The organism is Brevundimonas sp. EYE_349, from assembly GCF_023147505.1.
Taxonomy (GTDB): Bacteria; Pseudomonadota; Alphaproteobacteria; order Caulobacterales; family Caulobacteraceae; genus Brevundimonas.
In genome coordinates this window covers 36,978-56,495 of the sequence record NZ_JAHXPB010000002.1, presented here as the reverse complement: position 1 = coordinate 56,495, position 19,518 = coordinate 36,978, and the positions used below count along the sequence as shown (strand labels likewise).

Here is a 19,518-nt window from a genome sequence, read left to right as displayed (position 1 = left end):
GACTTGTAGGCGTCAGGCTGGAGGGCGGACGACCCGCATTCTACCACCGCTTGCTCAGCGTCAGGCGCGCGGCGCGGGGCGCCTGCGGATAGATTTGAGAGAAGCCGCCGGTGATGAAGATGGTCTCGTCGGTGACGTTGTCGAGGTTCAGCCGAACCTCATAGCCGTCGCCGAACCCATAGGCGGCGTTGAGGTCCAACCGCGTATAGGCCGGCAGATCGAGGGTGTTGCTGGTGGTCGCCGCCTGGCTGGAGGCGTGGAAGACGCCGCCGCCCAGGGTCAGACCTTCAAGCGCGCCATCGAAAGCCCAGGAGGTCCACAGGGCCGCCTGATGGTCCGGGACGCCGGCGAGCCGGTTGCCGATGATGAAGCTGTTGGTGTCCTCGACGATCTCGCTGTCGCTGTAGGCGTAGGAGGCGACGATGGTCCACGGATCGAGCGGTCGCGCCGACACTCCCGCCTCGACGCCGCGCACGCGGATCTCGCCAGCCTGGATGACCAGGTTGAAGTCGATGGGGTCGGCCACGACGGCGTCGGTCTTGGTGATCTCGAAAGCCGAAAGGGTGAGTTCGGCCCGGCCATCGAAGGCCAGGGCCTTTGTGCCGATCTCGAACTGCTCGCCTCGGGTGGGCTTGGGCGTCAGGCCGCTATCGAGCAGGCCGGCGTCCCCTTCGTTGCGCGAGGATCGAGCCCAACTGCCGTAGATCGACCAGTCCGGCGTGACCAGATACGTCAGGCCGGCGCGCGGCGAGAAAGGCCGATCGGTGCGGCTCACGCCCGGGTCGAGCAAGTCGGCGGTGAAGGCGTAGGTCCGAACCTCCTCCAGCCGTCCGCCCAGCAACAGGCGCCAGTTGTTCCAGGCGATCTCATCCTGAACATAAAGGCCGGTCGAGGTGTATTCGTAATGGCTGTCGCCGACCGGCAGATAGCTGGTCGGGCGGCCCGTGCGGATGGGATTGAGCAGGTCGATCGGCTGGCCATAGGCGATCTGACCGTTGAGGTAGGATAGGGCGTCCCGGCTGTGATCGAGGCCGATCAGCAGGCGGTGGGCCAGCGGGCCGGTGACGATCCGGCCGTAAAGCTCGGCCTGGAGCGTCAGATCATCCTGGGTTTCGTCATAGCTGACGAAGCTGCGGTTCACGGTCGTGCCGGACAGGGGCGGGAAGCCGTAGTTGAAGAACTGCTCCTCGGGCACGTCCACCGCAGAAACGAAGCCGCCCAGCCGCAGGCGCCAGTCGGCGTTCAGGCGGCGGTTGAACTCCAGGCCGGCGACCCACTGCTCCTTCTTTATCCGCATGAAGTCCTCGCCGTAGTTGCGGCTGACCGGCTGATCGAGGAATGCGGCGTTGGCGCCGAAGCCGCGGTCGAAGGCGGCGTCGCGCTTCAGATACTCCAACCGGGCCAGAAGGTTGGTGTCGGCGTCGGGACGCCATTCCACCACCGGCGAGATGTAGAACTGCGCGTTGTCCACCAGATCGCGATAGCTGTCCGCGTTCTCATAACCGACGTTCAGGCGGGCCAGCAGCCTGCCGTCGGCGGTGATCGGCGCGTTCACATCCAGACCGCCGCGCCAGTAGTCGTTCGACCCGCCGACGACGAAGGCCTCGCCGCCCGACCCGCCATAGGGGCGTTTGGAGACGAAGTTGACGACGCCGCCAGGCTCGAAGCGTCCATAGAGGGCGGATGCGGGGCCTTTCAACACCTCAATGCTCTCGACGCCCTGCAGGTCGATCTCGGGCTGGCTCACCGCCTGGCGGAAGCCGTCGCGCAGGGTCGAGATGTTCTGAAAACCGCGAATGCGGAAACGCTGATTGCCCGAGAATCCAATGGTCCGCTGGACCCCGCTGACCGTCTCGGCCGCCTCGCCGATATTGGAGACGTTTCGCAGATCCAGCAGTTCGCGCGACACGATATTGATCGTGAACGGCGTCTCCAGAACCGGCGCGCCCGTCTTGGTCGCGGTCTCGCCGGGAACGCGACCCAGCGGGCGGCCGAAGACCGTGATGGCGTCCAGCTCGACGGCGTCGTCTTCAGCCGTGACGATCGGCGCTTCCTGGGCCAAGGCCGGCGTGGCGAAAAGGGCGGCGAGGCTGGCGGTGGCGAGCAGCGATTTCATGGGTCCCCCGGACGAAATGGCCGGGCTTGTTATGCTATAACATTGCGTTTAGTCACCCCTGGGGACTGATTTTTCCTGTCCCACACCGGACAGGGGCGGCAGACATGCTGAGACGATCATTCCTGCTGGCCGCCGGCGCATCGGCGCTGTCGGCCTGTTCGGACGGCCAAGGCGCGGGGTCTGAGACGGGGCGCGCCGGTGGAACGCCGATACCGCTCAAACATGCGCGCTATCTCAAGCTGCAGCGGCACGACGGCTACACGGTGGCGCGGCTACGGGCGCCCGTGGCGGATCAGAGCGGCGGCCAGGCGCAGGAGCAGGAGGCCGTGTTGGTTCTGGCGCCGCGCGAGGGCGTCGAGCCGCGCTTGCCCCCCGCGTTGCGGGACGCCACCCTGATCCGGACGCCTGTGATGCGGATCGCCGCCAACGCCAGTTCAGACGAGGCCTTCCTGGGCCAACTCGGCGTCAAGGACCGGCTTGTGGCGGTGGGCGGTCGGGTGTCTTTCGACGACGATGTCCGGCGCGGCGTCATGGAGGGCCGCATTGGCCAGATCGGCTATAACTGGCACGCCCCGCCCAATCTGGACGTGCTGCTGGCCGCCCGGCCGGACGTCTTCCTGATGCGCCTGTCCGACCTGGCCCATACGCCCGTGCTTGATCGGGCCCGACGTCTGGGTGTGATCGTGGCGCCGACCTTCGCAGAGGACGAGCCCACCTATCTGGGAAGGGCGGAATGGATTCGGCTGCATGGATTGCTGACCGGGCGGGAGGCCGAGGCCGAGCGTCTGTTCGGCCAGATCGAGGCGAAGGTCGAGGCGCTGAAGACGGCGGCGGCCCTGCGTCCCGCCGTGCCGATGCTGTGGGCCTATCCCGCCGGCGGCGATCGCTGGGTCGCCACCGTTCGTGGAGCCGAGCAGGCGTATCTGGCCGACGCCGGGGGCCGCAACCTGCTGCTCCGCCCGGAAGACCCGCGCAAATGGTCTTCGGAAACCCTGGCGACCGAACAAATCCTGCCGGTGGCGGATCAGGCCCAGGTCTGGATCGTCGGCGACCTGCACGCGGCCCCGCCGCGCAGCACCGTGGTGGAGAGCGTCTCGCCGGCGTTCCGCGCCGACCGGCTGTTCGCCAACACAGGGCGCAGCAATCTGTCAGCCAACGCCTATGACTGGTACCAGACCGCCTTTGTCCGCCCCGACTGGGTCCTGACCGACTTCGTCAAGGCGCTGCATCCGGACCTGGTCAGCGAACCCTTCCGCTTCCTCAAACCCATCGCTCGCGGCGTCTACAAATGACCCTGGTTTTCGCGCGGCCCGCGCTCATCGCAGGGGCTCTGGCCCTGGTTCTCCTGCTCGCGATCCTGGCCAGCCTTATGATCGGTCAGGTGATGCTGAGCCCCGGCGAGGTCCTGTCCGGTCTCGGCGCCATCGGATCGGGATCGATGGAGACGCGCATCGTCGTCGATCTTCGCCTGCCCCGGGTCCTGGCGGCCGTGATCGGCGGCGCGGCCCTGGGCCTGGCCGGGCTTTTGATGCAGACGCTTTTCCGCAATCCGCTGGCGGACGCCTGGTCGTTGGGCCTGATGGCGGGGGGGCAGTTCGGCGCCGCCCTGGTCATCGTGGCTGGCGCGGTCGTCGGGCCCGGCTTTCTGATGGTTCTCACCGGGTTCGCGGGCCTGGGCGTCGTGGCCGGGTCGGTCCTGGGCACGCTCGGCGTGGCGATGGCCATGAGCGCCATGGCGCGCCGCGTCGGGGCCGTCACCCTGCTGGTCCTGGGCCTCATGCTGGGCTTTCTGGCCCAGGGCCTGATCAGCGTCTTGCTGCACTTCACCAACCGCAGCCAGGGACGGATTTTCGAGGCCTGGAACGACGCCACCTTCGCCAATGTGGTTTGGGGCGACTTCGTCACCTTGGCGCCGCTGTCGGTGCTCGGTCTGGTCGGCGCCGTGGTGCTGGCCAAGCCTCTGACCGCGCTTCTGCTGGGCGATGTCTATGCCGAGAGCCTGGGGGTGAACGTGCCGCGCCTTCGCCGGCTGGTGCTGGGGACGACCATACTGCTGGCGGCGCCCGTGACCGCCTTCTGCGGCCCCGTGGCCTTCGTGGGCCTGATCGTGCCGCATCTGGCGCGCGGCCTGATCGGTTCGGCGCGGATCGGCGCCCTGATTCCGGCGACCGCCCTGATCGGAGCGCTGCTGGCCCTGGCGGCGGATCTGGTGGTTCATCTGCCGTGGGAGCAGCACTTCCTGCATCTCAACGCCATTCTGGCGCTGATCGGCGCGCCGCTGGTGATCCTGCTGTTGCTGAAGTCGCGCAGTCTTCGCGGCGGAGAGGGCTGATGTACGCGATAGATGCTCTGCGGATCGGCTATGGGCGAAACGTCCTGTCGACGCTTGAACGGGTCGTCGTCGAACCCGGCGAATTCATCTGCCTGCTGGGACGAAACGGTCAGGGCAAGTCGACCCTGTTGCGGACGCTGGCGGGCTTCATCCCCGCTGTCGACGGCGAGGTCCGCCTCGACGGGCGGCCGGTGCGCCAATGGCCCGCCGCCGAGCGAGCGCGCAAGGTCGCCGTGGTTCTGACCGACCGGCCCCAGGTCGGCGCGCTGCGGGTCCACGAACTGGTGGAGATGGGCCGTCAGCCCTACACAGGTTGGACCGGCGCGCTTTCGCACGAGGATCGAGAGATTTGCGAGAGCGCCTTGAAGCAGGTCGAGGGCGAACATCTTCGCGACCGGTTCGTCGACAGTCTCTCGGACGGGGAGCGCCAGCGGGTCATGATCGCGAGAGCCCTGGCGCAGCGCCCACAGGTCATGCTGCTGGACGAGATCACCGCCTTTCTGGACCTGCCCAGTCGGGTGACCATCACGGCGACCCTGCGTCGGATCGCCCGTGAGACCGGCGTCTCGATCATCTTGTCCAGCCACGATCTGGAGCTGTCGCTCAATGCCGCCGACCGGATCTGGCTGTTGCCCGGTGAAGGCCGCTTCATCGACGGCGCGCCCGAGGATGTCGCCCTCTCGGGCGCGATCGGCGAGGCTTTCGATCAGGCCAATCTGGCGTTCTCGCTGACGAGCGGCCGTTTCGAAACGCGGGGCAGCGCCCGCGGGACGGCCTTCATCGACGCAGAAGGCGCCGCGTCAATATGGCTTCAGAGGGCTGTCGAACGCATCGGCTTCGCCCGCGTCGCGAGTGAACGGGGCGCGGCTGTCGTCATCCGCCGCGCGGCGGACGGTTTTGTGTTTGATGGGGCGCGCCATCCCTTCATCAGGGACCTCGTCCGAGCCATCGACCATCGCAATCCGGCGGATCTCAGCAAGGTCGGTGCGGACGCCGCAATGTGAGGTGAAGGCTCTGCAGACGAAGGCGAGGTTCGCTGGGCCGCTTTGAAGGTCCGTAAGGGGTGAAATCCGTCGCGGACCTCGCCTTCAGGGCCGCGCTTGGCCAGCAACCCGTCAACGTCCTGCAAGTTCGGCGGCGGCGCATCATCGAACGGCGATCAGATCATTGGCGAGGTCGGCCGCCACACGGCGCGCCTTGCGATGGGTGACGGTGCGAGCGCCGCTTTCACGCCGGAGGAAAGCTACCAGTTGAATTCCAGCCCGAGGGAAAACTGTCGGCCCGCCGAACCGAGTTGAAGCAGACGCGCCGCAGAGCCTTCGTAGGCGAGGTCGCGCGTGTCCGTCAGGTTGGTCGCCGCGATGGACAGTCGTGTCCGCTGATCGATCCGGTAGGTCGCCTGAGCGTCCATATAGCCGGCCGGCCCGATGACGAAGGCCGAGACGCCGCCCCCCTGAAGGTCCGCCTCGGATCGGAAGGCCGATCGCCATGACCATGACAGGTTTACCGCCAGGGGGCCGCGCTCCAGATAGGGATTGATGGACCACGCCAGGTCGGACACGCCCGTCAGCCGCTCGCCGCCCGCAAGCCGGCTGTGGGTCCAGGTCGCGTTGGCCCAGACGCCGAGGCCCCCCGCCAGACGCTGGTGCACTCCCATCTCCACTCCGTCGATCCGGGCGCGGCCGACGTTTCGCGGCCGTGACATCAGGACGTCGGCGTGGACTGCGACGCCGGTCCTGGTTTCGAAGACCAAGGTCTCGGTCGCCGCTTCGGCCTGGATGAAGTCGTCGATGGTCTTGTGGAAGACGGCCACGCTGAAACTGGTCCGGCGACCGGTGATCTCATAGGACAGGTCGAGGCTGGTCGCGAGATAGGGCGTCAGCGCGGGGTTGCCGCCGACGCCGCTGAAGATCACCCCCGGTTCTGGACGATCGACAGCCGCCTGACCGCGGACCGAGATGGCCGAGATCAGAACGCTGGCCGGCACGGTGGAGGCGCGCAGATCGGCCAGGGACGGGCGCGTGAGGCTGCGCGACGCCGCCAGCCGCAGCGTACGGCCGTCGCCCATATCCGCCGCCAGGTTCAGGCTCGGCAAAAGCCGGGTGTCGCAGCTGTCGTGGGCGACCGGCCGCACTTCGGCCCGCCCCTGAGCTTCGATCATGCGCGCGCCCTCGACGTGGGTGCGGGCGCGCACCAGCCGGAGCCCCGCATTGCCGGACCAGACCAGCCCCGCACCCGATCCCTCGAAGTCGAGCCGGGCGTAGGCGGCGTCGACCCGCTCCTGGACGCCATAGCTGTTCTGCAGGTCCGTGCCGGTCGCGACCAGATCGCCGGGGCGGAACACCACGTCCGCCCGCGCGTCCGGCGTGGCGAACGCCGCCCGCACCCGCGCGAAGTCGCTGACGATCCAGGGGCCGGGACGCGCGCCGACCAGATCCGAAAAGACATCGGCGGCAACGGTCGCATCAAACAGTCCGACGATCCCGTCCGCCTCGTTTCGCAAGACGGCGCGGCGATCGCGACGTTGATAGTCGCGGCTGCGTCGGCCCCACTGTGTTCCCAGACGCAGGCCGGTGAATCGCAGCGGACCCGATCCCCGGTCCAACAGACGCCGCACGTCCAGAGCGGCGGTCATGTCGTCGTCGCGGGACTCCACCGCCCGGATCGCCAACTGCGCCAGCGTCAGCCGTGACGGGTCCAGAAGGTCGAAGTCGGTCGTCAACCACGCAGCTTGCCGCCGATCCGCCGCGCCGGCCAGGTCGAAGGCGTATCCGACGCCTTCGGGAGACTGGACCGACAGCCGTTCCAGAGGCGTCTCCAGAACCGACTGGGCGCTGGACAGGCTGACGCGCGGGACCAGGCGCCAGTCGCCATGCTCGATTTCGGCGCCTATGGAGGCGGCCAGGTTCAGGTGCGACTGGTCTGAGAACTCGGTGTTGTTGTCGATGCGACCATCGACGACCCGCCCGGCCACGACCACGCCCTCATGCATCTGAACGGCGCCGCCCGGCCGCATCAGTCGCTCGCCCAGGCCGAAGACCAGCCGATCCTCCCGTATGGTGTTGTCGAAGGTGGACGCCAGGGCGTCGAAGTCGAGACGAACGCCCGGTGTGGCCTGCCAGTCGGCCCCCAGGAAGGCGCTGCGTCGGCGGCGATCCTCCTGCTCGACCGTGGTTCGCAAATCGTTCGGAACGGCGATCATGCGCCCGTCCAGCATCTGCTCGCCATAGCGCATGATCTGGAAGCGATCATAGCGCACCGCCCGTCCCTCCTGAGACAGGCCCGCGACCAGGCCGAAGGCGCCGCCGGGCGACACCCAGCGGCCGGCCAAGGATGCATCTGGCCCGAGATCGGTCCGGCGCTCGACGGTCTCGGCGCCCAGCCGCGCCGTCAGGAAGGGCGCGCCGTCCAGCCCGCCCTGCGTCTGGATGTCGATGTTGGAGCCGATGCCGCCGTCGGGCAGGTCGGCGGCGGCGGATTTGGTCAGTCTGGCCCCCGCCAGCAGGTCCACCGACAGGGCGCGGAAGCGGAATTGGCGACCGCTCTGGGTCGAGTTGCGGATGTTCTCGTTGAACGCCACCGGCGCGCCGTTCAGGGTCACGGACTGGAACAGCGGGCCGAGGCCCCGCACGCTGACGAACTGGCCCTCGCCGACCTCGCGTTCGATGGCTACGCCCGGCACGCGCTGCAACGCCTCGGCCAGATTGGCGGACGGCAGGTCGCCGATCCGTTCGGCCGATACGCCGTCGGAGATCACGTCGGCGTCGCGTTTGCGGCGCAGGGCGCGGTCGATCTGGTCCGACAGTCGCCCCACGACCTCGACCGCCTCCACCTCGGTCGCGGCGACGGGCGCGACGGCGCGGTGCGTGGCGGCGGGGCGTCTGACGTCTGGGCGCCGGGGCTCGACCCACAGCCGCACGCCCCGCGCGCCGACGAACCGATAACGCAGATCGGTGCCCTGCAGCATGGCGTCCAGCGCCGCGCGCCAGCTCATGCGGCCGTGGACGGCGCGGGTGCGGATCTCTCGACCCGGCGGTTGGACGAAGGCCAGTTCGCAGCCCGCCTGAAGACAAAGGTGCAGCAGGGCGGACGGCGCGGCCTGGCTGTCGATGTCGAAGGTCTGGACGGAAGGTCCTGTCTGGGCCTGGGCGGGCTGGGTCGCCGCCAGTGAAAGCAGGAGGCCGGTCGCGGCCAGTATCCGACCGTCGCTGCGTCGCGCGCCGACGGGCAGCGATGCAGCGAGCGATCTCAACGGCGGGCCTCGGGCAAGACAGGAACCGCGAAGGCCTTAGCCCAGCCGCGTGACAAGTCCGCGAAGCGGTGGGATCGAGCCGGGGCCTATTCGCGCCTGACGATCCGGCGCCCGTCGTCGGCGGTCTCGATGCGAATGGGCAGAAGCGCGGTCAGGCGCTGCTCCAGCGGCTGCAGACCCTCCAGCGGCACGACCAGTGTGACGCGCGTGCGGCCCAGGGCCGGGTCGGCCAGGATAAGCGGATGATCCCCATAACGGGCCGCCGACGCGATCACCTGCGAAAGCGGCGCGTCCTGGAACACCAACCGCCGCTGGCGCCAAGCCGTGGCCATGTCCACGTCGGCGTCCGCCTTGCGCACGCCGGGCCGTCCCCAGCGGAAGTCCGCCCGTTCGCCGGGCGACAGAATCAGCGCGCCGTTCAGCGCGTCCTTGGCGCCGACATCGCGCGTGGAGACGGCCACCCGGCCTTGCAGCAGCGACACCTGAGCCGCGTCGCCGGCCAGGGCCGTCACGAACCGGGTGCCGGTCACGATCACGCGGCGGTCCGCGACCGCCACCTGGAAGGGGCGCCGTGTATCGTGGGCGACGTCGAAATAGGCGGCGCCGCGCTCCAGCGTGGCGCGTCTGGCGTCGCGTCCCAGGGCGACGCGCACGGCCGACCCGGCGTCCAGCGTCATGCGCGATCCGTCGTCCAGGGCGATGTCGGTGATCCTGCCCGGCGCGCTTTCGTACAGCCGCGCCTCAGGCGTGGACGTCATCATCGGGATCACGAACACGGCGCCGACCGCTGCTGCGATCACGCCCCCGGCCAGAGCGCCGCTCAGGACGGAACGCCGCGCCGCCGGTCTTCTATGGCCAGATCGCAGGGCCGCAAGGTCGTCGGCGAAGGCGTCTTTCAACGGTTCCAGCGCGGCCTGATCCGCCTTGGTCTGCCGATATTGGCGCAAGTGATCGGGGTCGGCCTCCAGCCAGGCCAGCAGGGCCGCCTGATCGCGCGCGCCGACGCCCGGCCGCGCCATGCGGGCCAGCCACGCCTCGGCCGTCCGCGGACGGCGCGCGAGCAGAATGTTCAGGCGCTGCAGCATCGGCGTTGCGGTCTCCTCTTCGCAGGGCGTCGAGGTCCGCCGTCGCGACCCCTCTCGAAACCTACAACGATCCGAATGCGCGACACCTCAGTCATCCCGCGATTTCTTCAGTTGACGGAGCGCTTCGGCGATATGTTTCTCGACCATGCTGACCGAGACGCCCAGCCTACCGGCGATCTGGCGATAGGTCAGGTCCTCGAACCGATGCAGCAGAAAGGCGTCGCGCGTCCTGGGCGGCAGGGCGCGGATCACGGCGGCGGCGGCGGCCAGGTTCTGGCGCCGTATCAGCCCGTCCTCGGCGTCGGGCGTTTCGCTGGCGATGGCCTGCGGGCCTTCGACCAGGTCGTTGATGTCATGCGGACTGCGCCGCGCGGTCTCTCGTCCGGCGGCCTTCCATCGGTCCAGCTGAAGGTTGCGCGCGATCACGAAGAGCAGGGGCCGGGCATCGGCGGCGCACAGGTCGTGGCCGGTCCGATGAAAGCGGACGAACGCCTCCTGCACCAGGTCCTCGGCGTCGGCTTCGCCGCGCGTCCTGCGATGCAGATAGGCGATCAGGTCGGTGCGCAGCCGTTCGATCTCGCTTGCAGCCGAAGCCTGCGGCGCACGCGCAAAGACGCCCCCTCCGGCGGAGGGAGCGTCTCGGCGAGGCGAGCGCGCGGGGATCACGCGCCCGCCCGGCGGTCGGGGTTCGACGTCGGGGGCACAGGTGCGTCAGAACTCCAGCCGAAGCCCCAGATTGATGCGGCGGCCCGACCGTTCGTACATCGTGGGGAAGGACGGGTTCATCGTATAGCCCTTGGTCGCCTCGTCGGTGACGTTGATGCCTTCCAGATTGATCTGCAGCCTGTCGGTCAGATTGTAGCTGGCCGACATGTCCAGCTGGCCATAACCTTCGCGCCAGATCGGATACATCTCGTAGCCGATGCCCTCGACGTACTTGTCCTTGTAGTTATAGGACGCCCGCGCCTGGAACTTCGCGTTCTCGTAGAACAGGGTGACGTTGTAGGCGTTGTCGGCCAGGCCGACCGGCGGGGTGGGAATGCCCAGTTTGGACGATCCGGTAAGGGAACTGTCCAGCACCGTATAGTTGGCGTTGATCCCGAACCCTTCCAGCGGCGCATAGAACTGTCCGAACGGCACGATGGCGACCAGTTCGACCCCGCTGACCTCGTAGGAGCCTGGCTCGTTGATCGGTTGATAGACGTCGAAGGTGTAGACGCCGTCGATGGTGCCGTTGGCGTTGTATTTGGTCACGTTCGGGACCGTGCCCGTCAGGGCCTGGCGCACCACCCCCTCGATCTCCTTCCAGAAGTAGGAAACCGCCAACAGGCCGCCGTCGCCCAGATATTGCTCCAGCCCGACTTCCCACTGTTTGGCGTAGGTCGGCTTCAGGTTCGGGTTGCCGTCGGTGAACCGGAACGAGTTGAAGCTGGCCGTGCGTTTGTAGGCCAGATCGGTCAGGGCCGGGCGGATCAGGGTTTCGGACGCGGCGGCACGGAAGATCAGGCTGTCGGTCAGTTCCGCCGTCACGTTCACGCTGGGCAGCACCTTGTCGTAACCGCCGTCGCTGGAGACCGGATCGGACGTATAGCCAGTCGAGCCGTTCGGGTTCTGGATCTGGTGATAGCCCGCAGAGGTGATGGAGGTGTCCACGTAGCGGGCCCCGCCGTTGACCGAGACCGGCACCGGGCCGATGTCGAAGTTCAGGTCGGCCATGGCGTAAAGGGCCAGCACCTTCTCGGACACTTCGTAATAGTCGCCGACGTTGAACGGCGTGAAGAAGCCGTCGTAGCGGAAGGTGCGCCGGGCGTAGTCGTTCGGCACCTGGCTCCAGTTCAGGTCCCGCACACGGAAGCGGCCGCCGGGCACCAGATCGTCGATGGGCGTCAGTTCGCTCTGCGACATCGGCCTGTTCAGATAGTCGACGCGGCCTGCACCCGTTCCTTGGACCTTCAGTTCGCCGTACTGGCGTTGCTTGGACTTGTCCGTATAGCGCGCGCCGATCTGGATGCTGGTCAGGGCCGGGAAGACGTTGAGACCCAGATATTTGGTGAAGTCCACCTGGGCGGCGTATTTGTCGTCCTGGATATGCTCCAGCGTCGTCTCATAGGCCTCGAACAGATAGCGTTCGGGGCTGTTGTACATGTCGATCGAGGCCGGGTTGGCGCTCTTGATCGTCTCGCCGCCGTCGGCCGTCCAGCGGGTGCGCGACGGCGCATAGGCGACGTGTTTCAGGTTGGCGTAGTCCAGCGTCTTTTCGGCGCCGGAATAGCCGGCCAGGGCATGCAGCTTCCAGCTGTCGCCGCTCCAGTTCAGCTCGGTCCCGAACTGGCGATAGTCGGTCTCGTTGATCTGCTCCTTGGAGAGCATCTCGTGCTGGGTGGCGGTGTAGGAGACGTCGCGCAGAACCACCATGCCGTATTCGGCCAGGGTGGTCTTGTCGAACTCGTGGATGGTTTCCAGCGTCGAACGGCTGGAGGCCGAATAGGCCGCCGCGTCATACTGGTCCTCGGTGGTCTCGTAGCGGCCGATCAGGGCGTCGAACGCCAGGCTGAAGTTGGACGACGGCCGGTATTGGAGGGACACGGCGCCGCCCCACTGGTCCTGGGTGTTCAGATAGGCGCGGTCGCCGACCTTGTCCTGGAAGATGATCCGGTCGGTCTCGGCGGTGTTGGCGCGGTTCTGGACCACCACGCCGGCGTCGCGCGCCAGCACGGCCTGGGCCTGGGCGCCCCGAGCGCCGGTCGATGTGGCCAGAAAGCGCGTCAACGGCCGGAAGTTGATGCCCGATTCCGAGTCCGTCCGGTTGGTGCGGCGCGCGCTCGAGAACGACACCAGACCGCCCCAATCGCCCCAGGTGTCGCTGGCCAGGAACGACAGTTTGGGATCGGTCTTCTCGGAGATGGAGTTGTAGGCGCCCTCGGCGGACGCCACGACGCGGCGACCTTCGTAGTCGAAGGGGCGGGCGGTCGAGATATTGACCGATCCGGCGATGCCGCCTTCTTCGTCCGCGGCGCGGGGCGATTTCTGCACCGTGACCTGCTGGATGATCTCGGAGGCGAAGATGTCGAACTCGACATCCCGGCCGCCGCTGCCCGAGGCGGTCGCCAGGCCGTTGATGGTGACGAAGGTGAACTCGCTGGGCAGGCCGCGCACGGACACGCGCTGGCCCAGGCCGCGATTGCGTTCGATGGTCACGCCGGGAATGCGCTGCAGCGCTTCGGCCAGGTTCTGCTCCGGGAAGTTGGCGACGTCGGTCGCCACGATGGAGTCAGAGAAGCCGACGCCCTTGCGCTTGATGTCGACGGCCTGCTCCAGGCTGCGGCGATAGCTGCCGGTGACGACGATTTCGTCCACCTGGGCGACGTCGGACGACGTCGGGGCCGCGCTCTGCGCGAAGGCGGCGAACGGCGTGGCGGCTGCGACGACCAGGGCCGTCGTGCCGAGGATTTGGTTCTTCATTTGGACTACCCCCAGAGAGCCTGGCGCGCCTCGTGGCGAGACGCGCCGACCGGCCCCGTGGCGTCTCACGCCGGCCGATCTAACGCCCTCAACGACAAGCCTGGACGGCCCCTCAGCATGTGACAGTCGATTTCATTCAAGGTTCACGGCGCTGTCGCGTTCGAGGCCCGAACCGGCGCGATCCCGGCCTTTGAGAGCGCCGCCTGAACCTCGGCGCGGGCCGCCTCCATGTCGCGCCGGAACACATCCGAACGCTGCTCGGCGCCATAGATCACCGCCCCGGACAGGATGCCCGCCTCCACGGCGCTGTAGGTGTGCGAGCCGCAGATGAAGCGGCTCTCGGCGAACTCACGACCCCGCGCATAGAGGGCGTCGGCCCGCTGGGGCGCCAGTTCGGCCAGGATCATGGCGATATGCATCCCATGCGCCGAATGGCCGGACGGATAGTCGGGATTGCCCGCCAGATGATCGCTCTTGGCCTCGCAGATCGGCAGGTCCGTGCCGAGGTAGGGCCGCTTGGTCCCCCAATGATCCTTGGCCGCGCCGACGACCGACCGGTCATTTCCCGAACGGTCCAGCAGGGCGGTCAGCACCGGCGCCGTCTCCGGCGTCAGCCGCACCCCCAGCGCCTGGGCGAAGTGATCGTATTTGTCGCCAGACACGTCCGCAGTCGCCAGGTCCCAGCGCGGCGTGCCCTGCAGCGCGCGGGTCTCGCGGAACACCTCGGCGTTGGCGCGGTCGCGTGGCGATCCCGGCGCGGGCGGCGGGGCCAGAACCCTCGTCAGGTCCGGCCGATCCGCCGGCGCCAGATAGCCGCGCACGGGAGCGCGCGCCACCATCTCGACCGCCAGGCCGTCGCAGCGCGCCGCCGTCCGCACCGGATTGCAGGCCGCCGCCTCTGCGCCGGGCAGGCGCACCTCATAGGTCGGGAAGCGCGGATCGGCCCAATAGTAGTCGGTCGACACATATTGCGCCCCGCTGGCGAAGGCGGCGGTGCGGCGCGACACATCGGCCGTCCTGGCCTCCACCGTGTCGGCGTCGGCGCGGGTCCGCACGATGAAGCCCTGGCGCACGGCTTCGCGGATGCGCGCCTGCTGGCCCACCGGATCGTTCAGCGTCAGATAGGCGGCGGCGGGGCTGGTCTCGTCGGTGTTGACGAACAGGACCCGGCCCTGCAGCGACGGCCGGCCCGCCGCATAGGCGGCGACCTTCTCCGGGGCTTCGTCCAGGGCGAAGAAGACCTTGCCGCGCGCGGCGCCCAGGGTCGGCCATCCGCCGGCCATCACACCCTCGCGCAGGGTGGCGTGGCGTCCGCGCACCAGATCCGGCGTGATCAGATGTCCGGCCTCGAACACCGCGCGGATCTCGGCGTCGAGGGCGTCCCAGGCCGTCGCGTCGAAGTTAAGCGGCGCAACCCCGCCCGGCATCGAGGCCGCACCCGTCTTGGCGTTCAGCAGGATCAGCAGGGGGGCGTGATCGGGATGGGCCGCCGACCAGTCGCGAATCTGCGTCAGACAGACGACGAAGGTCAGGCAACTGCTGCGGAAATCCACGTCGGGCCTATGCAGCACCTTGAATCCAGGCCGCGCCATCGCCTGCTGGAAGGCCGCGCCGACCGGCGCGCCGGCGCCGGGCCGCCCCAGCGCCGACAAAGGGTGGGCGTAGCGGCCGCCGTGAGGATCGTTCAGCACGTCGATCTCCAGCTGGCGCGCACCGGCGTCCAGCTGTTCCACGAGCGGCCGGTGGGCGTAATCCAGGCCCGCCGCGCGCGGATCGACCGCCGTCATCGCCGCCAGTTCCGCCTCGGGAATGGCCAGCTTGTAGGCGTTGTGGGCGCCGACCGCGGCGATGTCGTTCATCCGCAACGACCGGTCCATCCAGGCTGCGGCGCAGGCGTCGCCCCCTGCCGCGCGCACATCGGCCGCGGCCGGGTCGCAGGCGGTCGCGGCGAGAAACAGGGTGGCGAGAAGGGCGCTCATGATCGATCTCCGTGGGACGCCGCCAGACATCGCGCGTCCCTCCAACAACGATCCTGAACCACGTCTCCTCAACAGCCGTGTGACGCGGGGGCGCCCTGCCGGCCAGGCGATGGAAATCAATAAAGCCAGCCGGACGCCGGCTCGCCGGGACCTGTCAGGTCAAGGCTGTGCCGGCCGAGTGCGGCAGCGATACCCGATCAATGCTGGACCACGTAACTGGCGCTGAAGCCCTGGCCGGTGACCGTCGCCTCGATCAACTGGCCGTCGCCAAGGACGCCGCGATCGAACGGGCGGCGGTCATAGACCTGGAACCGCAGGGTCGCGTCCGGCTGGACGGTGGTCGTGTAGCGATAGAGGGTCGGGTCCTGGGGGTCGGGCGCCAGGCGGATGGCGATGTCGTTGGCGCCCAGGAAATCGCCCCATAGCCAGAGCGGGCCTGTGGCGCCGGCGGGACGTCGCAGCGTCAGGGTCAGGGGCGCCGCCTCCCGATAGGTCGCCTTGGCGAAGCTGGCCGCCGGGGTCGCCTCGTTGCCGCGCCGCCAGTCGAAATAGGTCGCATTCTCCCAGTTGGAGCCCTGGCCCCACCGGGTCGAGCAGGGGGTGGAGACCCAGGCCGGCTCCCAATAGACCACGCCCACGCCGCCGGCGAACTTCACCCGCTGGGTCAGGTCGACCATGTAGCGGCGCTGCCCTTCATAGGTGGCGGGATAGTCCGGCAGAAGAGAATCGGCGCCCAGCAGATTGGGCGAGGCGTCGGCGGCGTCGGTGGTGAAGGGATAGGCGGTCTCGACCACCACCACCTCGGCCGGATAGCGATGCCGCAGGCGATTGATCGTCTGCTCCAGGCCGTCCAGATCGCGCGTGGACCATTTGCGATAGTAGCTGAGGCCGATCAGGTCGAAATCGCGCACCCCGTGCGCCCAGGCCGCCGCGAACCACGGCTCCACATTTTCGGGCTGGGCGATGTGGAGCATGACGAGCGGCTGGATGGCCGACTGGGCGCCGGCGTCGCGCACGGCCTTGATCCCGGCGTTCAACAGGGCGGCGTTGCGCGGCCAGTCGATGCCGGGACGGGTCGTCTTCCAGTCCGCCTCTCCCATCAGTTCGGGATTGGTTTCATTGCCGACCTGGACCTGATCGGGCATCAGGCCTTCGGCGTCCAGCGTGCGAAGGGTCTGGAAGGTGTAATCGTACACCGCCTTGGACAGGGCGGGCGCGTCGTCGCGGATGGACCGCCAGGCGGCGGGCACGATCTGTTTGTCGCCGTCGGCCCAGTCGTCCGAGTAGTGGAAGTCTAGGAGCACCTCCATGCCCGCCGCACGGGCGCGTCGGATCGTCTGGCGTACATCGTCCAGGTCGCTGTACTTCGTCCATTCCGCATTGTGCCAGAGGCGCACCCGCACCAGGTTCGTGCCCAGTTCGGCGAACAGGGCGTAGGGGTCGCGGGCCTGACCGTCCTTGCGATAGACGGCGCCGCAATCCTCCATTTCGTTCACATAGGACAGGTCGGCGCCAAAGTAGAAAGGCGGCGTCGGCTGGCGCGCCTCCTCGGCCTGCGCGGGCAGGGCGAGGAGGGCGACGAGGGCAGGAAGAATCAAGCGACGGATGGTCGTTCTCCGGTGGTCATAGGCCAGGGCGCAGCGGCGCCGCCTCAGTAGCGGAAGGTGGCGTCCAGACTGAACCGGCGGCCGTAGCGGCTGTCGCTGGCCAGACGGTTGGCGGTGTTGTCGTAGTGAAGCCGCACGCGCTCGTCGGTCAGGTTGCTGGCCTGGAACCGCAGGCCGACCTGGGAGGTCAGCTGGTAGGAGGTGCTGAAGTCCAGGGTCTTTTCGCTTTCCAGGGTCCGAAGCGCGGAACCATCCCAACCGGTGATCACGGTGAAGGGGCTATGGTACTTGAAGCCCAGTCGGCTCTCCAGCTTGCCGTCCGAATACCACAGGTCGACCGTCGCGGTCTCCTTGGCCAGACCCGTCGCGGACAGGGGATTGTTCGCCGGATAGAACTCCTTCAGGTCGGAATCCACATAGGCGAAGTTGGCGTAGATGCCGAAGTTCCGTAGCGCAGGGATGAAGCTGAACGGCGTCTGGAAGGTCAGTTCCGCGCCGGTGATCCCGCCGCCCCCGCCGTTGAACGGGCCGGTGACGTTGTAGGTCGTGCCGCCGATCGTTACGGGCTGGGTCGAATAGCCGATATGGCTTTCCACATCCTTGTAATAGACGGCGGCGGCGAACAGGGCCTCCGGCGCGAAATACCATTCGTAGGACAGGTCGACCTGATTGGCGATGTAGGGCTTCAGCAGCGGGTTGCCGGCCGAGCCCGTCGGCGGGGGGGTGGTGTTGTACAGGGTGCGGCCGGCGCGCAGTTCGTCCAGCGGCGGGCGCGCCAGCGTGCGGGCCAGGCCGAGGCGCAACTGCCGGCCTTCCGCCAGGGTCAGCGTCAGGTTCAGGCTGGGCAGCAGTTCGAAGTGGTCGTTATCGACGCTGACGGGGGTGTAGGCGCCGCCGTTGACCGATTCCTGACCGTGGCTGGACGTCTCGGCCTGCACGGCGCGGGCGCCGACATTGCCCGTGAACGGCAGGCCCGCCAGGGTTCCGGCGAACTTGGCCTTCACATAGGCCTCGGCCACCGTCTCCTTGACGGACCAGCCGGATTTGGGATCGGCGCTGTTGGCGGGCTGGACGAAGCCGCCGATGGCGGCCTTGGCCACGGCGTCGAAATCGCCGTTGATGAAGGACGGCGTATCGAAATCCGGGACGGTGAAGCTGGTCAGCAATCCGGCCGGCAAGGTCGCGATGATCGGCGTCTGGGTCCAGAAGGTGCGGTCATAGGACTTGGTGCGGTCGGTCACGCGCGCGCCGAACGACAGTTCGGTGATCCCGCTGTCGCCCAGGTAACGGGTGGCGTCGAACCGGGCCGAGGTCAGTTCGTCCGACAGGTCTCCGCCGTCCGCCTGGGCCGGGCGATAATCCTGCAGCGGCTGACTGGCCGGATTGCCGGTGTCATAGACGGCGTAGGCTGAAGGTCGGCGGCCAGGCGTCATGTCGACGCCGGCCAAGGACGGATACTGTTCGGTGAAGACAGCCCGCCACAGGTTCTCGCGCTTGGCCGAGGAATAGGCGAGATCGCCGACCAACGTCCAGTCGCCCAGGCTCCACTTGCCGTTCAGCCCGGTGGCGAACAGCGTCTTGTCCTCGGTGTATTTGGCGATGACATTGGTCACCGAAGCATAGGGCAGGCGCGCCGCGACGACCGTGCCGTCGATCAGGGTGTAGGAGGCCTGCGGATCGCTGTAGGCCCAGGATGAACCGCCGCCCCAGTTGCCGTAGGTTCCGTTGTTTCCGTACCAGATCTGGTTCTGGTCTTCGTCGATCTTGATGTCGGAATACAGGGCGTCGAAATTCAGTTCGAACCGGTCGGACGGCCGCCATTGCAGGGCGCCGTTGACGCCGTTGCGCGTCTCGGTCAGGCGCTTCACCTGGCTTTGCGCGCCGTAGAAGGTGGCGTCAGGCCTGCCGTCGTTGTTGATGTCCCCGGGCGAGCCGCCGGTCGCCGCGTCGTTCCAGCCCCAGCCCTCGAAGGTCGCATAGCCGTTCTTCTGAACCTGACGGGTCAGTCCCAGGTTGACGGCCAGGGTGTCGTTGACGGCGTGGTTGACGTTGGCGCTCAAACGATAGCCCAGGGGGTCGTAGTCCGGCAGATCCTTGCCGGCGTCGTAGTAGGCCGCGCCTGCCGTGCCCACGAAGCCGGGCCCGCGATAGTCCAGCGGGCGGGTCGTGCGGATGTCGATCGTGCCGGCGATGCCGCCCGACACCAGATCGGCGGACTGGGACTTATACACCTCTACGCCGGAGACGATTTCGGACGGGTAGATTTCCCAACGAATGTTGCGGTCAGGCTCGGACGAGGCGACCTCGCGTCCGTTGACCAGGCCCAGCACCAGGCGTGGTCCCAGACCGCGGATCGCAGCCTGGCTCTGATTGCCGCGGTCGCGCGTGCCGTTGATGCCCGGCAGGCGCACCAGCTCTTCGGCGATGGTGACGTTGGGCAGTTGGCCGATGTCCTCGGACGAGATGGCTTCGACCACCAGGTCCGAGCGTCGCTTGACGCCGATGGCGCTGCGCAGGGCGCCGCGAATGCCCGTGACCACGACCTCGTCGACCTGGGTCGCCCCGTCGGACGGGGCGGCGGCCGGCGCCGTCGTCTGGGCCAGGGCCGGTGCGGCGGCCACGAAAAGAGCCGAGGCGGATACGCCGGCGGCGACGATGGTCTTGCGGTTGATGATCATGGAATCC

Annotated in this window: 11 protein-coding genes; 3 read left to right on the top strand and 8 right to left on the bottom strand. The window is 68.0% G+C overall.

Annotated elements, in window-relative coordinates:
* Nucleotides 1–40: 40 nt before the first annotated feature.
* Entirely contained in the window at nt 41–2,116 is a 2,076-nt protein-coding gene (locus tag KZX42_RS04050; protein WP_248117362.1) for a TonB-dependent siderophore receptor, read from the bottom strand.
* Between the two features lie 104 nt (nt 2,117–2,220).
* Between KZX42_RS04050 and KZX42_RS04045 the strand changes: the two genes are divergently transcribed.
* The 3 genes from KZX42_RS04045 to KZX42_RS04035 are packed head-to-tail and all read left to right on the top strand — an operon-like array spanning nt 2,221 to nt 5,452.
* Nucleotides 2,221–3,408, top strand: a complete 1,188-nt coding sequence (locus KZX42_RS04045; RefSeq protein ID WP_248117361.1) for an ABC transporter substrate-binding protein — start codon at nt 2,221–2,223, stop codon at nt 3,406–3,408.
* On the top strand, nt 3,405–4,448 hold the full coding sequence (locus KZX42_RS04040; protein ID WP_248117359.1) for an iron ABC transporter permease: 1,044 nt from the start codon (nt 3,405–3,407) through the stop codon (nt 4,446–4,448). Before KZX42_RS04045 ends, KZX42_RS04040 begins: the two co-directional genes overlap by 4 nt.
* Nucleotides 4,448–5,452, top strand: a complete 1,005-nt coding sequence (locus KZX42_RS04035) for an ABC transporter ATP-binding protein (RefSeq protein ID WP_248117356.1) — start codon at nt 4,448–4,450, stop codon at nt 5,450–5,452. The genes KZX42_RS04040 and KZX42_RS04035 overlap by 1 nt, the downstream gene beginning before the upstream one ends.
* Nucleotides 5,453–5,691: 239 nt before the next feature.
* On the opposite strand, the gene KZX42_RS04030 is transcribed toward KZX42_RS04035, so the two are convergent.
* From KZX42_RS04030 to KZX42_RS04000, 7 genes are all read right to left on the bottom strand, one after another.
* Entirely contained in the window at nt 5,692–8,700 is a 3,009-nt protein-coding gene (locus KZX42_RS04030) for a TonB-dependent receptor (protein ID WP_248117354.1), read from the bottom strand.
* A gap of 86 nt (nt 8,701–8,786) precedes the next feature.
* Nucleotides 8,787–9,785, bottom strand: a complete 999-nt coding sequence (locus KZX42_RS04025) for a FecR domain-containing protein (protein WP_248117352.1) — start codon at nt 9,783–9,785, stop codon at nt 8,787–8,789.
* Nucleotides 9,786–9,872: 87 nt separating this feature from the next.
* Complete coding sequence (locus KZX42_RS04020; RefSeq protein WP_248117350.1) at nt 9,873–10,451, bottom strand: RNA polymerase sigma factor; 579 nt, start codon at nt 10,449–10,451, stop codon at nt 9,873–9,875.
* 45 nt (nt 10,452–10,496) lie between these two features.
* Nucleotides 10,497–13,247, bottom strand: a complete 2,751-nt coding sequence (locus tag KZX42_RS04015; protein ID WP_248117348.1) for a TonB-dependent receptor — start codon at nt 13,245–13,247, stop codon at nt 10,497–10,499.
* A gap of 143 nt (nt 13,248–13,390) precedes the next feature.
* Nucleotides 13,391–15,226: a Ca2+-dependent phosphoinositide-specific phospholipase C gene (locus KZX42_RS04010; RefSeq protein ID WP_248117346.1), complete on the bottom strand. Its 1,836-nt coding sequence runs from the start codon at nt 15,224–15,226 to the stop codon at nt 13,391–13,393.
* Between the two features lie 197 nt (nt 15,227–15,423).
* Nucleotides 15,424–16,824 carry a glycosyl hydrolase 53 family protein gene (locus KZX42_RS04005; RefSeq protein ID WP_248117344.1) on the bottom strand — a complete coding sequence of 467 codons (1,401 nt, stop codon included), beginning with the start codon at nt 16,822–16,824 and terminating at the stop codon, nt 15,424–15,426.
* A gap of 53 nt (nt 16,825–16,877) precedes the next feature.
* Nucleotides 16,878–19,511 carry a TonB-dependent receptor gene (locus tag KZX42_RS04000; protein WP_248117342.1) on the bottom strand — a complete coding sequence of 878 codons (2,634 nt, stop codon included), beginning with the start codon at nt 19,509–19,511 and terminating at the stop codon, nt 16,878–16,880.
* Between the last annotated feature and the right edge of the window lie 7 nt (nt 19,512–19,518).

Bases quoted from the DNA above. Each gene is read 5' to 3' on its own strand.
- KZX42_RS04050 (WP_248117362.1), bottom strand. From the start codon at position 2,116: ATGAAATCGCTGCTCGCCACCGCCAGCCTCGCCGCCCTTTTCGCCACG.
- KZX42_RS04045 (WP_248117361.1), top strand. From the start codon at position 2,221: ATGCTGAGACGATCATTCCTGCTGGCCGCCGGCGCATCGGCGCTGTCG.
- KZX42_RS04040 (WP_248117359.1), top strand. From the start codon at position 3,405: ATGACCCTGGTTTTCGCGCGGCCCGCGCTCATCGCAGGGGCTCTGGCC.
- KZX42_RS04035 (WP_248117356.1), top strand. From the start codon at position 4,448: ATGTACGCGATAGATGCTCTGCGGATCGGCTATGGGCGAAACGTCCTG.
- KZX42_RS04025 (WP_248117352.1), bottom strand. From the start codon at position 9,785: ATGCTGCAGCGCCTGAACATTCTGCTCGCGCGCCGTCCGCGGACGGCC.
- KZX42_RS04015 (WP_248117348.1), bottom strand. From the start codon at position 13,247: ATGAAGAACCAAATCCTCGGCACGACGGCCCTGGTCGTCGCAGCCGCC.
- KZX42_RS04010 (WP_248117346.1), bottom strand. From the start codon at position 15,226: ATGAGCGCCCTTCTCGCCACCCTGTTTCTCGCCGCGACCGCCTGCGAC.
- KZX42_RS04000 (WP_248117342.1), bottom strand. From the start codon at position 19,511: ATGATCATCAACCGCAAGACCATCGTCGCCGCCGGCGTATCCGCCTCG.